General features: G+C 45.4%; 16 protein-coding genes and 1 other annotated feature. Of the genes, 7 read left to right on the top strand and 9 right to left on the bottom strand.

Going from position 1 to position 14100, the window contains the following annotated elements:
* Positions 1-14 precede the first annotated feature (14 nt).
* Together A8708_RS25300 and A8708_RS25295 are read right to left on the bottom strand one after the other, a co-directional pair.
* Positions 15-1064: a FecCD family ABC transporter permease gene (locus tag A8708_RS25300; RefSeq protein WP_068668174.1), complete on the bottom strand. Its 1050-nt coding sequence runs from the start codon at positions 1062-1064 to the stop codon at positions 15-17.
* Positions 1061-2083 carry a FecCD family ABC transporter permease gene (locus A8708_RS25295; protein ID WP_068668172.1) on the bottom strand — a complete coding sequence of 341 codons (1023 nt, stop codon included), beginning with the start codon at positions 2081-2083 and terminating at the stop codon, positions 1061-1063. The genes A8708_RS25300 and A8708_RS25295 overlap by 4 nt, the downstream gene beginning before the upstream one ends.
* 185 nt (positions 2084-2268) lie before the next feature.
* On the opposite strand from A8708_RS25295, the gene A8708_RS25290 reads away from it, so the two are divergent.
* The gene (locus A8708_RS25290; RefSeq protein ID WP_068668170.1) at positions 2269-3264 is read left to right on the top strand and encodes an ABC transporter substrate-binding protein; all 996 of its coding nucleotides are present in this window, start codon (positions 2269-2271) and stop codon (positions 3262-3264) included.
* A gap of 74 nt (positions 3265-3338) precedes the next feature.
* Here the strand turns inward: A8708_RS25290 and A8708_RS25285 are convergent, their stop codons facing one another.
* Positions 3339-3575 carry an alpha/beta-type small acid-soluble spore protein gene (locus tag A8708_RS25285; protein ID WP_068668168.1) on the bottom strand — a complete coding sequence of 79 codons (237 nt, stop codon included), beginning with the start codon at positions 3573-3575 and terminating at the stop codon, positions 3339-3341.
* A 157-nt stretch (positions 3576-3732) separates the two neighbouring features.
* Here A8708_RS25285 and A8708_RS25280 point away from each other — a divergent pair, with 157 nt between their 5' ends.
* The 3 genes from A8708_RS25280 to ilvD all read left to right on the top strand — a co-directional run bounded on the left by A8708_RS25280 (position 3733) and on the right by ilvD (position 6717).
* Positions 3733-4230, top strand: a complete 498-nt coding sequence (locus A8708_RS25280; RefSeq protein WP_068668166.1) for a hypothetical protein — start codon at positions 3733-3735, stop codon at positions 4228-4230.
* 1 nt (position 4231) lies between these two features.
* A complete protein-coding gene (gene rnhA / locus A8708_RS25275) occupies positions 4232-4882 on the top strand; it encodes a ribonuclease H (RefSeq protein ID WP_068668164.1) in 651 nt (216 codons plus the stop codon).
* 149 nt (positions 4883-5031) lie between these two features.
* Positions 5032-6717, top strand: a complete 1686-nt coding sequence (gene ilvD, locus A8708_RS25270) for a dihydroxy-acid dehydratase (RefSeq protein ID WP_068668162.1) — start codon at positions 5032-5034, stop codon at positions 6715-6717.
* 352 nt (positions 6718-7069) lie between these two features.
* Here the strand turns inward: ilvD and A8708_RS25265 are convergent, their stop codons facing one another.
* Complete coding sequence (locus tag A8708_RS25265; RefSeq protein ID WP_275667934.1) at positions 7070-8215, bottom strand: permease; 1146 nt, start codon at positions 8213-8215, stop codon at positions 7070-7072.
* 118 nt (positions 8216-8333) lie between these two features.
* Positions 8334-8606, top strand: a binding site (T-box leader).
* Between the two features lie 55 nt (positions 8607-8661).
* Here A8708_RS25265 and trpS point away from each other — a divergent pair.
* Positions 8662-9645: a tryptophan--tRNA ligase gene (gene trpS / locus A8708_RS25260; RefSeq protein ID WP_068668158.1), complete on the top strand. Its 984-nt coding sequence runs from the start codon at positions 8662-8664 to the stop codon at positions 9643-9645.
* A gap of 60 nt (positions 9646-9705) precedes the next feature.
* Here the strand turns inward: trpS and A8708_RS25255 are convergent, their stop codons facing one another.
* Positions 9706-9891, bottom strand: coding sequence for a DUF5325 family protein (locus tag A8708_RS25255; protein WP_068668157.1), 186 nt, complete (start codon positions 9889-9891; stop codon positions 9706-9708).
* 151 nt (positions 9892-10042) lie between these two features.
* Here A8708_RS25255 and A8708_RS25250 point away from each other — a divergent pair, with 151 nt between their 5' ends.
* A complete protein-coding gene (locus A8708_RS25250; protein WP_204787635.1) occupies positions 10043-10276 on the top strand; it encodes a small, acid-soluble spore protein, alpha/beta type in 234 nt (77 codons plus the stop codon).
* A gap of 167 nt (positions 10277-10443) precedes the next feature.
* Here A8708_RS25250 and A8708_RS25245 read toward each other — a convergent pair whose 3' ends face one another.
* The gene (locus A8708_RS25245) at positions 10444-11427 is read right to left on the bottom strand and encodes a metal-dependent hydrolase (RefSeq protein ID WP_068668153.1); all 984 of its coding nucleotides are present in this window, start codon (positions 11425-11427) and stop codon (positions 10444-10446) included.
* A 125-nt stretch (positions 11428-11552) separates the two neighbouring features.
* On the opposite strand from A8708_RS25245, the gene A8708_RS25240 reads away from it, so the two are divergent.
* Complete coding sequence (locus A8708_RS25240; protein WP_068668151.1) at positions 11553-11852, top strand: hypothetical protein; 300 nt, start codon at positions 11553-11555, stop codon at positions 11850-11852.
* A gap of 54 nt (positions 11853-11906) precedes the next feature.
* Here A8708_RS25240 and gerQ read toward each other — a convergent pair whose 3' ends face one another.
* The 3 genes from gerQ to urtE form a co-directional block, all read right to left on the bottom strand.
* A complete protein-coding gene (gerQ, locus tag A8708_RS25235) occupies positions 11907-12359 on the bottom strand; it encodes a spore coat protein GerQ (protein WP_068668149.1) in 453 nt (150 codons plus the stop codon).
* Between the two features lie 168 nt (positions 12360-12527).
* The gene (locus A8708_RS25230; RefSeq protein WP_068668147.1) at positions 12528-13217 is read right to left on the bottom strand and encodes a response regulator transcription factor; all 690 of its coding nucleotides are present in this window, start codon (positions 13215-13217) and stop codon (positions 12528-12530) included.
* Positions 13218-13434: 217 nt separating this feature from the next.
* Positions 13435-14088, bottom strand: coding sequence for an urea ABC transporter ATP-binding subunit UrtE (gene urtE, locus A8708_RS25225; RefSeq protein ID WP_420848613.1), 654 nt, complete (start codon positions 14086-14088; stop codon positions 13435-13437).
* Positions 14089-14100: the final 12 nt, after the last annotated feature.

Below are 14100 nucleotides of genomic sequence, written 5' to 3'. Positions count from 1 at the left end.
CGTGCAAATGCTAATTATCCGCGATTTCTACTGCGGTATAGGACGTAGATGAAAATAGGTGCGCCAATGGCTGCTGTGAAAACGCCTGCTGGGATATCGTGTGGTTTGAATAGGGAACGACCACATAAGTCCGCGACCAGCAACAGCAGAGAGCCGGTGAGTGCAGATACAGGAATTAAGGAGCCGAAGCTAGGACCGACAAGTTTACGTGATATATGTGGAGCCATAAGCCCAATGAAACTAATAGCACCGCCAAAGGCGACAGCAGCCCCGGCTAATGCAACACTAAGCATGATTAATAGAAACCGTTGGCGCTGTACTTGGCTGCCTACACTTTGTGCAATATCCTCACCAAGTGATTGGATAGTGATGTGCCGCGCATAAAAGAAGATAACAGGAATTAGTACTGCAACCCAAGGGAGCAAGGGATAAACCGCTTTGGCCCAAGATACGCCATAGATACTGCCAGTCATGAATGTTAGAGATTGCTGAGCTAGTACAATTGGACCAGTAAGCATCATGAGATAAGATACTGCACTCATTGCAGCAGTAAGTCCCGTCCCAATGAGGACAAGTCGCAGTGGCGTAATGCCATTTTTCCACGAGAAGAGGTACACCAGCAGGGTTGCAAGGAATGCCCCTAGAATAGCTGCGACTGGCAGCCAATGAATACTGAGTTTATCTGAGAAAAAAAAGAAGAAAGATACAGCGCCAAGCGTTGCACCGCCTGTTGTTCCAATCGTGTCTGGTGATGTGAGCGGGTTTCGCACAATCCCTTGTAGAATAGCGCCAGCTACGCCCAAAGATGCGCCGATTAGCACAGCTACGATAACACGAGGCAAACGCAATGTACGAACGATCATCGTACTTGAATCTGTGCCATAGCCGAATACAGCCTTTATGACATTCAAAGGTTTGATCGTAATGCTACCAACACCTGTGCTAATAATCATCATGAGGATGAGGGCAAGCAATAGAGATAGTGTAATGATAATGGCTTTTTTGCTAATTAAAAAAGAGTAACGTTTACTTCGAATCATAATATCTCGCTTAGAAGTACTCATTTTAGGAGTCCTCCTTTACGTGCTATGTAGATAAAGAAAGGAACACCTAGGATTGCGGTCATGACACCGACATGAACTTCCTTCGGCATTATAATGAAGCGAGCGCCAATGTCAGCGCTAACTAGCAGTATGCCACCTAGCACAGCACAATATGGAATTACCCATCGGTAGTCAATCCCGACAAGAAAGCGAACTATATGCGGGATCATAAGGCCGACGAACACAATTGGGCCTGCAACAGCTACAGAGCCGCCAGCAAGAATAATAATGATAAGTGCTGTGATTAGTTTGATGTACACGGTCTGTTGTCCTAATCCTTTGGCAATATCATCTCCCATGGATAAGACATTGATGTGGGGGGATAGCAGGAGCGCACCGATCCAAGCAAGCAGCATATAGGGATACACAGATTGCAGCATAGCCATTGTCCGCCCTTCGACAGAGCCTACAAGCCAGTAGAGTACTTGTTCGAAGGCTTTGCCATTACCTAGCAATATTCCCTGTGTGAGTGAAGCGAAAAAAGCTGTCATCGCAGCACCTGCGAGTGTGATTTTCATCGGTGTTAAACCGTCGCGTCCTAGCGATCCAAGCCCATAGACCAAGGTAGCGCTCACGGCAGCCCCTAGAAAAGCAATCCAAGTGAATTGCGTGAGGCTGGATACATTGAAAAAGCTAACAGCTATAACAATAGCAAATGCTGCACCAGAATTAATTCCAAAAATACTGGGTGAAGCGAGTGGATTTCGAGTCATGGCTTGCATCAGGGCACCTGCGACGGCTAAGCTTCCGCCAACAAGAGCGGCAATCAAGGCTCTAGGTATTCGCACAGTTTGAATGATAATGGATTCATTTGTGGGTTTATCAGAAGGATCAAAGGAGGTGGTTATTTGATCCCAAGAGTACGTTTTGAGGCCGAACCGGACACTGCTGAGAATTAATGCGATGAGTACACAAACGGCCGCTAGTAATCCGATACTTTTGTAAAAATGAGAGAGTCGTTCTGTTGTTGATGTACGCATGATGGTTGTCTGCTTCCTTCCTGCTTTCTCGCTCCGTTTATTTTAAAGTTTACCGAAGTTGAAGTCAACGATTATGAGAATCATTATCAAAAACATTGACAAATCTACTAATAATCTAGTATTATGTGCAAGGTAGTGAGAATCGTTATCATGTTCATAGTCAACTAAGGGGGAACACGTACAGAATGGTAAGTAAAAAACGTCGCACATTAGGAAGAACATGGGCTCTTATTGCATGTTTATTCGTATTGAGCATGGTTGTAACAGCTTGTGGAGCGAAATCAGAATCAACTACGACTGGATCCGCAGCACCACAAGAAACAGCGAAATCGGATGCACCTCGTACAATTAAGCACGCTATGGGAGAAACAGCAGTACCTGCTAATCCTAAACGTGTTGTTATTTTAACAAATGAAGGAACAGAAGCTTTGCTTGCTCTAGGAATTAAGCCGGTTGGCGCTGTTGAATCCTTTTATGGTAATCCTTGGTATGATCATTTTAAAGCGGACATGCAAGGTGTGACTACCCTTGGTGTTGAAGGTCAGCCGAACTTGGAAGTTATTGCATCGTTGAAACCCGATTTAATTATTGGTAATAAGCTCCGCCAAGAGAAAGTGTATGAGCAATTGAAAGCCATTGCGCCAACCGTTTTCTCCGAAACGCTGCGTGGTGAATGGAAAAACAACTTCAGTCTGTATGCAGACGCGGTAAATAAGAAGGCAGAAGGCGATAAAGTCATCGCTGATTTCGATAAACGAATCAATGATTTCAAAGCCAAAGCAGGCGATAAGCTGAAAGAAAAAATAGCAGTCATCCGGTTTATGGGTGGTAAAACGAGATTTTATTATGATGATATGTTCTCAGGTGTTGTCTTCAAACAGCTAGGCTTCGCTCGCTCGGATGCCAAAAGTAACGAGAAATCATTCGAAGACATTACGAAAGAACGTTTAACTGAGCTGGATGCCGCAGACCGTGTGTTCTATTTTACGTATGAAACCGGTGATGGCAAAGGAAATAAACAAGAGCAAGAGTGGATGAATGATCCGCTTTGGAAAAATTTAAAAGTCGTGAAAGAAAATAAATTAGTTAAAGTGAATGACGCTACTTGGAATACAGGCGGTGGCGTTCGATCAGCCAACATCATGTTGGATGATTTGTACAAAATCTACGACATCAAATAGATTGAAAAAAAGGGCTTTCTCCGAGTATTATCCGGATGAAGGCCCTTTTGTTGCTTAAGTATTTTGGAGCGAAATTATCTGCTGAATTTATTGCTTGAACCAGCAAGTTGTTGCTCAGCAATTTGAACGAGACGACGCGTAATGCTGCCTCCGATAGAACCTGTGTCATAAGACGTCATATAACCGTAGTAGCCATCTTGAGGAATTTGGATGCCCAATTCTTGAGCAACTTCATACTTCAATTGGTCTAGGGCTGATGAAGCTTGAGGAACTACTAAGGAGTTACTGCTGCGAGATTGTCCTGTAGCCATCTGATATCACCTCCAGTAATAGGTAGTATGAACAGTTTTGTAAATATTACTCATGCTTTTTTATGGAAATTTAATCCTTTTGTTAAAAGGGTAAAAGCAGGATTGATACGACTTTGTTATAATGGAGAAATGGACGTCAGGAAAGCGGGGAGAGGGCATGTTTGAACTAGCAATTAAGGGTTGGTCCCTAGATAAAGATTTGCAAATCATTCAAGCGGATGTTCATATGTCTGTGGAAGATAGTCTGATTATTGAAGAACCTTTATGCATTGATGTTGGTCTGCCTGCATTGTTACACAGTGCGCTGCATGACACAGCACCAAACCGGTTTGCCCCTGCTGATCAATGGGAGCGGATGCCCTTCTTTGTGTGCGGATGCGGTGACCCAGAGTGCAGAGGCTTCTCCTTCGTTGTTCGGCATTTGCCTGGGGAGCAGCTGGAGCTGTCTTCTGTAGAAGAACGAACAAACGGTTCGTATCGTGAACTAGAGACACATGTTATCCCGATTCGCGTCTATCGCGAACAACTTGTGGACATTGGGGAAACCTATTTGCGATTCGTTGCAGATTTGGATTACCGTCCATATTTTCAGGATACGGTGAGAGTCGTCGAAGAGCTGGTTAAGCAATTACAACTTACATTACGGAGTGAATAATATGGCTGCATCGAAGTTTTATGTGGTTTGGGTTGGGCACAAGCCAGGTGTGTACCGCTCCTGGGCAGAATGCCAAGCACAAACGAATGGCTATCCACAAGCGAAGTTCAAATCTTATGAATCCGAAGGGGAAGCTCGTCAAGCACTTGAGAAAGGGTGGCAGAAGTCACTCAATTTTGCGGCAAAAGGTACCGGCGGAACACAAGGTGCTGCTAAAAAATCAGCGACGCCTGAGTCGGCGCCTGAGGTAGATTATGACAGTATTTCAGTGGATGTAGGTTGTTCGGGAAATCCAGGAATCGTGGAGTACAAGGGCGTTGATACGCGGACGGGTGAAATCATTTTTTACCAAGGACCGATATCTAAGGGAACGAATAACCTTGGCGAGTTCCTAGCCATCGTACATGCTCTAGCTTACCTCCAGAAAAAAGGAAGTAAACAAACGATTTATACGGATTCGGTTACAGCACTAAGTTGGATTCGGAAGAAGGAAGTATCTACTAATTTAGTGCGAGATGCGTCTACGGCGGAAATATGGACTTTAGTGGATCGCGCCTTGAAATGGCTGCATACGAATTCGTATACGAATAAAATCGCCAAATGGGACACGAAAAAATGGGGCGAGATTAAGGCTGACTTCGGTAGGAAGTAAGTCGATGAATGTGACAAGTTGATTATTGTAAAAACTATACCGAACTTACTTTGATGCGTTATCACACTAAAGGGAGAAAAATTGCGAGAAGTGTGGTATGATAGTTTCATTCTTTTCATAACAGATATGAATTCTAGGAGGAATATAATATGGCACATCCAAAACAGCGCAGTGACATGATTAAAAAAGGTTTCGACCGCGCTCCACACCGTAGCTTACTACGTGCAGCCGGCGTTAAAGAGGAAGATTTCGGCAAGCCGTTTATTGCGGTTTGTAACTCTTATATAGACATTATTCCTGGACATGTCCATTTACAAGAATTTGGTAAGCTCGTGAAAGAAGCGATCCGCGAAGCTGGCGGTGTTCCTTTTGAGTTCAACACTATTGGGGTTGACGATGGTATTGCCATGGGTCATATCGGGATGCGTTATTCCTTGCCAAGCCGTGAGATTATTGCGGATTCCTTGGAAACTGTGGTTAACGCGCACTGGTTTGATGGCATGGTTTGTATTCCTAACTGTGACAAAATTACACCGGGTATGATCATGGGTGCTCTCCGCGTTAACATCCCTACGATGTTAGTAAGTGGTGGACCGATGAAAGCTGGTAAAGATAAAAATGGTAAATCCATTTCCCTTTCTTCCGTATTTGAAGGCGTTGGAGCTTTCCAAGCGGGCAAATTGGATGAAGCGGGTCTGGAAGAGCTTGAACAATATGGTTGTCCTACATGTGGATCATGCTCTGGTATGTTCACAGCGAACTCCATGAACTGTTTAGCTGAAGGTCTTGGACTTGCTATGCCAGGTAACGGAACCATTCTTGCTGTTGCAGAAGAGCGCAAGCAATTCGTTAAAGATTGCGCGAAGCAATTGATGGTTCTGATCGAGAAAGACATCAAGCCGCGTGATATCGTAACGATTGATGCGATTGATAACGCATTTGCTTTGGATATGGCGATGGGTGGATCCACGAACACGGTTCTTCACACATTGGCTATCGCGGCAGAAGCAGGTATCGAGTACCCGATTGCCCGTATTAATGAAGTAGCAGAGCGCGTTCCTCACCTTGCGAAAATCGCACCAGCTTCCGACTACCACATTGAAGATGTGCATTTAGCTGGTGGTGTGAGTGCAGTAATCAATGAGTTGCTCAAAAAACCAGGTGCTTTCAACGGTGACTGTCTATCCGTTACAGCACAAACACTTCGCGAGAACGTGGCTGGTCGTGAAATTCAGAACTTTGACGTGATTCGTCCACTTACGAACCCTCACAGTGAGCGCGGCGGATTAGCTGTTCTATTCGGTAATTTGGCGCCAGAAGGCAGTATCGTAAAAGTCGGTGCTGTTGACAAGTCCGTTGGCGGACGTCACGTAGGCCCAGCGATCTGTTTCGACTCCCAAGACGAAGCTCTATACGGTATCGCGAACGGTAAAGTAAAAGAAGGACACGTTGTTGTCATTCGTTATGAAGGACCGAAGGGTGGACCTGGTATGCCAGAAATGTTGGCACCAACATCCCAAATCGTAGGTATGGGTCTAGGCGCGAAAGTAGCCTTGATTACGGATGGACGTTTCTCTGGAGCTTCCCGCGGTATCTCACTAGGTCACATGTCCCCTGAAGCTGCGGAAGGTGGACCACTTGCTTTCGTACATGATGGTGACATCATTGACGTAGACATGGATGGACGCAAAATCGAATTGCAAATCAGCGATGAAGAGTTTGCTAAACGTCGTGAGTCATGGGCAGGATTCCAACAGAAGATTACTTCTGGTTACCTAGCTCGTTATACGAAAATGGTAACAAACGCTAGCGCCGGCGCTATTTTGAAAATCTAATTGGTCATAAGATAAAGCCCTATCCGACTTGTTCGGGTAGGGCTTTTTGTGCAAATACAGGCTACAATTAAAAAAGATTTCCTATCATCACTATCCCCTAAGCTCAGTTCAGTAGGTGGGGGGAGATAAGCGGTGAGGGAAAGGTATCGTTTCCTGATGAGTACCCTATCATCACTATCCCCTAAGCTCAGTTCAGTAGGTGGGGAGAAAGAAGCGGTGAGGGAGAGGTATCGTTTCCTGATGAGTTACCCTATCATCACTATCCCCTAAGCTCAGTTTAGCACGTTGGAGACAACAACCTGAGCGAAAGGGATAGTGGCCATAGAATTCATTCCAAGACTATCAACACCGTTTAAGCCAGAAAAAAGTGCATAAACAGAAGCGAGCCGCTCAGAACTATTATCGCAACAGCAATGGAAAGCGTTAATACAAATCGTGCTTTAAAGATAGATAGCATCATCAGTGTGCTCTTTACATCGATCATGGGGCCGAATACTAGGAAGGCGAGCAGAGAGCCAGGTGAGAATGACTTGGCGAAGGAGACTGCGACGAAGGCATCTGTGGTTGAGCATAGTGAGAGCAGGTAGGCGAAGCCCATCATGAATACATGGGAGACGAAGGCGCCTTGGCCGATGGCGCTCAGGCTGTCCTGTGCCACGAATGTCTGTATCAATGCGGTCAACAGGGCGCCTAGCATCAAATACTTGCTCATCTCGAACAACTCGGAGGAGCCATGGCTGACCATGGTCATGAGCCTGCTGCCTCCGTGGACGTGATTGTGACCATGATGGTCATGTCCATGATGATCATGCGTATGAGTATGGCCATGATCATGATCATGACTATGATCGAGCTTGTGATCGTGGTTGTGATGATGATCATGCGTTTCGATGTGTTGACTTCCATGCGCGTGTTTATGGCCATGTGTTAAATTGGCTGTTGCAGGCTCAATCGGATGCCGCAAGGGGTTGCTTTTGAGGAAACGGGTGAGCAAGAAGCCGATGACTAGCGCAACGATGAAGGTGAGACCCATACGAGAATAAGCCATGGCTGGGTTGCCGCGGAAAGCCATCCACGTCGAAGCAAAGACGATAGGATTAAGGATAGGCCCCACTAGGATGAAAATGACTGCGATGTAGACGGGCATACCTTTGCGCATCAGCCTGCGAACGAAAGGAATCATACCGCACTCACAGAGAGGGAACATAATTCCCAGCACACAGGCGAATAAGACGCCACCGAGCGGGTGTTTGGGAGTCAGTCGCGCAATAACCCCTTCAGGAATGAAGTTCTCAACGATTGTTGATAACAGTACGCCGAGAATCATGAATGGAAGCGCATCTAAGAAGATGTCCATGAAAGCCATGAAAATATGGCTGATAGGTTCCATGACCATCCCCATAGGGGGGAGTTGTCTTGTTGTAACGATTAGAAACAAGAGTAACATGCAAATCACCGTGGAGACGGGAAGGCTCCACCGGTATAAAGTCGAGGACAATGCTATGACACCCCTTTGCCGAAGGAATTGGTATGTAACTATCCTATGTACATGCTGGGCTATCTAGGACAATGTCCTTGATTGACATTGATACTTAAGGGTGTATAATAATAGGAAATCAATTGCGATGATAGGAACAAGTACGTTTGTCTCCCGTTTCTCAGAGAGCCGGTGGTTGGTGCGAACCGGTGAAACAAGCAAACCGAATGGATCCTTGAGCTTGAGGCTGAACACTGTGTCCAATCACCGGAACCTAGGCCGGACTGCAACCACAGTTAATTACGCTAAACGGTAGCTCTCCGTTATCAGAGCCTGAAGGTTTACAATGCGCTTAACTTATGGTTAGGCAAGTAGACAAATTAGGGTGGTACCACGGTCTCTCGTCCCTTGCGGAGGGAGGCCTTTTTGTTGTCTTTTTTTACTTATACGAATTGGAGGTTTTTCGAATGAAACGTGTATTATCAGGTATGCAATCCAGCGGTCAGCTGACGATTGGGAATTATATTGGGGCGCTTCGCAACTTTGTGAAGCTGCAAGAACTGCATCGTTGTTATTTCATGGTAGTCGATATGCATGCGATCACAGTACCGCAGGACCCAGCCGCGCTACGGGAACAAACCGAATCCATCGCATCGCTATACATCGCTTCGGGTCTTGACCCGAATAAAGCTTCTGTCTTCCTGCAGTCGCATGTTCACGCCCATGCAGAGCTGGGCTGGATTATGACGACGCTGACGCATATGGGCGAGCTTGAGCGCATGACACAATTCAAAGATAAGTCAGATGGCAAGGAATCCGTAGGTGCAGGGCTATTTACGTATCCATCACTAATGGCTGCAGACATTTTGTTATATAACGCAGATCTTATTCCTGTTGGAGACGATCAGAAACAGCATTTGGAGCTCACGCGTGATTTGGCTAACCGTTTTAATAACCGTTTTGGTGACATGTTTGTCATGCCGCAGCCGTATATGCCTGAAGTGGGCGCACGCATTATGTCACTCGATGACGCTTCCAAGAAGATGAGCAAAAGCAGTCCAAATGCCGGCAGTTACATCGCAATGCTTGACGAGCCAGATGTTATTCGTAAGAAGTTAAGTCGTGCTGTTACGGATTCTGGGCGTGAGGTGAAGTATGACCCTCAGAACAAACCTGAGGTCAGTAACTTAATGTCGATTTACTCCCACTTTGCGGAGATGAGTTTAGCGGAGATCGAGGCTAGATATGAGGGGCAAGGTTATGGTCCTTTCAAAAAGGAACTGGCCGAACAGATTGTTTCTGTTCTGGAGCCGATTCAGCAACGTTATCGTGAGATTCGCAGTTCTGGAGCGATTTTTGACATTTTGAAAAGGGGTGCGGATGAGGCTGCTGAAGTGGCGAATCAAACGCTGCTCGAAGTAAAGAAGCGGATGGGCTTTATTGTTCGCTAAGCATAGCGGTACACATACAAAAAGCTCAAATCCCAATGATTGGGGATTTGAGCTTTTTGTTCATTCGGAAGGCTTGTTTTTCCGACGCATCTTGGCTTTCATTGCGAAACCGTAACCGATAAAGCCTAACGAAATGAAGGTAAAGAGGAGTACCATCCAAGGCTCGCGCAGAGCAATGAATAGGGAAATACTAGCGAGCAGCAGCGTTCCAACAACTGCGAATAGGAGTGCAAGCGGTTTACTCATATAAGCGACCTACTTTCTTGAAGTTCATGACATCTTCTTATATTAAACTTTTTTGAGCGCTGTGCATATAAATTCATTTCCTCCACATACTATCTTTGCAAGCTTGCAAATACATCAAAGATTATAGCTGACTGAAAGGAGTTCGATCCTGATGGCATCTCGTAACAACAACAGCAACTCTCTAGTCGTTCCTCAATCCTCTCAAGCTCTAGATCAATTGAAATATGAGGTAGCTCAAGAGCTGGGCATTCAAATTCCTCAAGATGGTTACTATGGAAACATGGCAACTCGCGACACTGGGTCTATCGGTGGAGCAATTACTCGCCGGTTGGTGCAAATCGCCGAGCAAACGCTAGCGGGGCAATCTGGTTCTAATTTCCGTTAATTAGAAACTAGTCTTCGTACTAGCATACCCGAATTATGTAATAAGAAAGCCCAGGAGCCTAAATAGCTCCTGGGTTTTGGTGCGTTCAGCCAGGTGAGCGTGACGCCAAGCATAGTATAAAGGCCCTTGCAGCTAAGCAAGGGCCAATTTCAAAACCGCAAAGATTATCAATACAGATCAACTTTCAGTTTCTTCTCAAGCTTCGTATCGTTCACCCAGCCCACATATGAATCAAGCGTTTGGAAATTACGATCCATGCGAATGACGCCGACGAACGGGAACTGTTTGCGATGGCGATAACGGACATCTGCCCACCTCACTTCATAGCCCCACCGATGCTCTTTGACTTCAGCACAAGTGAAAGAAGAGAAATAGAGCAAAGCTTGGATGTCTTCGTGCTGCTTGGAAATCTCGACGGCAGGATGGTTAGAGCTGGTGACGGTGTCCAGCCATTTCAGCTTGCCGTTTTTGAGCTCGCCTAGCTGGTAGGCCCCGTCTGCGCGCTCTTTCACTACATTCCAGACATAGAGATTGAATGTTACAATAAGGGTATATTTATCACCCGGTTGGTAAGTGGCATCTTTACGATAGAGACCTTTTTCAATGATAGCATGGTCAAGCGTCCGCCAGATGTAATACAGCGCAAGTAAGCCGTATAAGGTTGGGAAAATTAGCTGCGGTTTCGCTAGATCAAAGGACCACATGAAGATCGCGGCGATGTGACTTGTGAATATGAATGGGTCGAAGATGTGAATGATGTTCCAGGATACCCATTTTTGCGAAAAGGGTCGAATGGCCTGCGTACCATACGTGTTGAAACAGTCAGTGAACACATGAACACAAACCGCGATACCGATCCACATCGCGAGATGAAGGAAGGATATGCCATGGAAAAACGGCGCAAGTGCACCAGTGATCAACAACGTCCATAAGGGGAGGGCAGGCAAAGAATGTGAGCGACCGCGATGATTGCGAATATAAAGGGCATTGCCCTTGAATCGCAGCAGTCCGTCAATATCGGGAATTTGAGAGCCGACGACAGTTCCAATGAAAACAGCAGTTGTTGCAGCAGTATTTGCGGAAATGCTAGGATCAATTTGTGAAAGCCCTGCTAATCCTAAGCCAATGACAAGATGAGTGCCTGTATCCAACTGGTTATCCTCCTAAGTGTTCTGTACACATGGTTTGTTCTGTATCTGAGCTGAGGGGTCAAATTTACAACTTACTCTTAGTTTACCATTTTAGAGCAAAAAATAAATCAGAAGGAGATCTAAAAATGTCTAAAGTTTTTGTAGAGTATGCCATAAAATCTGAATTTCGAGCTTCTTTTCTCATCTATATGCAAAGCCAACAGCTACGGGAAGGGCGTTTGGAGCTGTTGGAGGGAACTGATCAAGAAGGACTTTATGTAGAAATTTGGCATGATGTAACGTATGAAGACTATCTGAGCATGAAGGAGGAACGATTGAATATTGAGCGATTACGAGATGGGCAGTATGGCGACTGGGAGCAATGGATCAAAGGCGGCATCTCAAAATTGCACATGTGGCATTTCTCGCCCATTAAGTATTCTTAAACAAAAAAACCGCTGCTCTATCAGAGCAACGGGTTTTTGTTTGCAATTCAGTCATTATCTAGAGATTGCTCCGCCTCGGAAGGGGTAGGTATAATTAAGTTCTTCATCAAATGTAATGTAATCCAAGTTCACCATAAGTAGAAGGAAACGCATGCCGGTAACAGGATCGCTGATAATAATATGATCACGGCCTGCAGCTTCTAATCTTCCTTTGAAAATTTTGGCGTTCCACTCAGAGTTGTTTTCATATGTCATGTAGATGGTTGCCATTTTACCAAGGTTCAAACGAAGAATATTTTCGATATAGGATTCTTCGAGTGCTGGCATTCCCGGTATATTCACGCCTGTTTGTAATCCACTTCCTGGGGGTGTGAGGACAGATCCGGCTGGCGTTTGGGGAACAATCTTATTCGTAATTGCAGTTGGAACAGGGTAAGCCGGATAGGGAGTGCCATATTGCATTTGCGGCATTGCTTGATTACCTATTTTGTAAGGGTTATTCAACATAATGATAATTTCCTCCTTGAGCTTTCCATACGAAAGCTTCCTTCATGTAATGTGATGTAACGATCCAAAAGGTCATTTTCCATAATCATCATATTGTGCTTCTGCCTATTTGGTGACGAATTTTGTGGGCATTTTTGCAAAACAAAAAAAGCTCCCGAAGGAGCTTTATCACAGTAGAAATTTATAACCGACACCCCACACGGTCTTAACGTGCTTGGGTTCTTTGGGATCATCCTCGATTTTCTTGCGAAGGTTGGCGATATGTACATCGATTGCACGCTCTGTTACTTGGGAATCAAAACCCCGAACACGATTTAACAATTCTTCTCGACTGTAAACCCTGCCTTGATTTTGCCAGAATAGCTTCATGATTTCGTATTCAGAGAAGGTTGTCTCGATACTCTTGCCGCTTACATATAGACAACGCTTGTCTAAATCTAAGTGAATCCCTTCTGGATTAAGCGCATCGGATGGCGGTGGGACCAGTGGTGGGTAGGCGTTGGAACGTCGAAGCAAGGCTTGTATTCTGGCTGATAGCTCTCTCATCGAAAAGGGTTTGCACAAATAATCATCTGCGCCTGTCTGAAGGCCCTTCACACGATCCGAAACTTCGTTCTTGGCAGATACCATCAAGATGGGTATGGTGGAAGTTTGACGAATGGTTGTGCATAGTTGGATGCCGTCCATATCAGGCAGCATAAGATCAAGAATAATCATATCAGGTTGAAAATCCCGGAATAAGACCTCGCCTTGTCGGCCGTTCTCTGCTCGTTTCACTTCATAGCCATCTTCGTATAAGTAAATAGACATCATTTCACCGATACTTAAGTCGTCTTCGATGATTAATATTTTGGACATACAGGTTCCCCTCCTTTTCCTTTAAAAGGCTAGGTGCTCGATATGCCTTCCCGCAATAATCGATCCTATCTATATGACATGTTATCCTATCCATTTTGTGACGTCCAGTTTTAACTTTTTTTTCAAACAGAAGAAAGAAGCTGATTCTTACTTGAACCTTTGTTCTTAGGTCAAGGAAGTCAGCTTCATTCGATTAGGAGGATAAGAAGGCGTTCGATCATACCGTCAAATGTTTACGGACGAGGTCTTCGCTCAGAAGCGCATCTTTTCCTTCCGCTGCAATTGTGCCGCGGTCGAGTACATAGTAGTAATCAGCGATGCTTGTAGCAAATTCTAAGCTTTGCTCTACTAGAAGAACGGCAATCTCTCGATTGCGTTTAATCGTTTCAATGATGGCCTCAATCTCCATGACGATAGATGGCTGAATCCCCTCCATAGGTTCATCTAGAAGCAACAGTTGGGGTCCAGGGGCCAATGCCCTTGCGATGGCTAATTGCTGCTGCTGACCGCCACTGAGGTCTCCACCTTTACGGTGGAGCATTTGACGTAGGACAGGAAACGTATCGAAGATCGTGTCTGGTAGTTTCTTGCGGCGATCGGATGAAGCTTCTAAGCCTAGTAAAAGGTTTTCCTCGACAGTGAGCTGGGGAAATATTTCCCTGCCTTGCGGTACATAGCCAATCCCCGACTTGGCGCGGCGATCTGGTGAAGATGAAGTGAGATCTGCGTCCATGTAGTGGATGGAACCGGAACGAGGTTTAATGAGCCCCATAATACTCTTCATTAGAGTTGATTTCCCAACCCCGTTGCGGCCCATTAGGCAAACGATTTGACCAGGTCTTACTTCGAGGTTGACGTTACGGATGACCATGCTTTCGCCATA

It is taken from the genome of Paenibacillus oryzisoli, from assembly GCF_001653565.1.
Lineage (GTDB): Bacteria > Bacillota > Bacilli > Paenibacillales > NBRC-103111 > Paenibacillus_E > Paenibacillus_E oryzisoli.
This window is presented reverse-complemented; position numbering and strand designations above follow the sequence as displayed.

What these genes read in the sequence shown, in the direction of transcription:
- A8708_RS25300 (WP_068668174.1), bottom strand. Translation starts at nt 1,064, where the DNA reads ATGAGTACTTCTAAGCGAGATATTATGATTCGAAGTAAACGTTACTCT.
- A8708_RS25295 (WP_068668172.1), bottom strand. Translation starts at nt 2,083, where the DNA reads ATGCGTACATCAACAACAGAACGACTCTCTCATTTTTACAAAAGTATC.
- A8708_RS25290 (WP_068668170.1), top strand. Translation starts at nt 2,269, where the DNA reads ATGGTAAGTAAAAAACGTCGCACATTAGGAAGAACATGGGCTCTTATT.
- A8708_RS25285 (WP_068668168.1), bottom strand. Translation starts at nt 3,575, where the DNA reads ATGGCTACAGGACAATCTCGCAGCAGTAACTCCTTAGTAGTTCCTCAA.
- A8708_RS25280 (WP_068668166.1), top strand. Translation starts at nt 3,733, where the DNA reads ATGTTTGAACTAGCAATTAAGGGTTGGTCCCTAGATAAAGATTTGCAA.
- rnhA (WP_068668164.1), top strand. Translation starts at nt 4,232, where the DNA reads ATGGCTGCATCGAAGTTTTATGTGGTTTGGGTTGGGCACAAGCCAGGT.
- ilvD (WP_068668162.1), top strand. Translation starts at nt 5,032, where the DNA reads ATGGCACATCCAAAACAGCGCAGTGACATGATTAAAAAAGGTTTCGAC.
- trpS (WP_068668158.1), top strand. Translation starts at nt 8,662, where the DNA reads ATGAAACGTGTATTATCAGGTATGCAATCCAGCGGTCAGCTGACGATT.
- A8708_RS25255 (WP_068668157.1), bottom strand. Translation starts at nt 9,891, where the DNA reads ATGAGTAAACCGCTTGCACTCCTATTCGCAGTTGTTGGAACGCTGCTG.
- A8708_RS25250 (WP_204787635.1), top strand. Translation starts at nt 10,043, where the DNA reads ATGGCATCTCGTAACAACAACAGCAACTCTCTAGTCGTTCCTCAATCC.
- A8708_RS25240 (WP_068668151.1), top strand. Translation starts at nt 11,553, where the DNA reads ATGTCTAAAGTTTTTGTAGAGTATGCCATAAAATCTGAATTTCGAGCT.
- gerQ (WP_068668149.1), bottom strand. Translation starts at nt 12,359, where the DNA reads ATGTTGAATAACCCTTACAAAATAGGTAATCAAGCAATGCCGCAAATG.
- A8708_RS25230 (WP_068668147.1), bottom strand. Translation starts at nt 13,217, where the DNA reads ATGTCCAAAATATTAATCATCGAAGACGACTTAAGTATCGGTGAAATG.
- urtE (WP_420848613.1), bottom strand. Translation starts at nt 14,088, where the DNA reads ATGGTCATCCGTAACGTCAACCTCGAAGTAAGACCTGGTCAAATCGTT.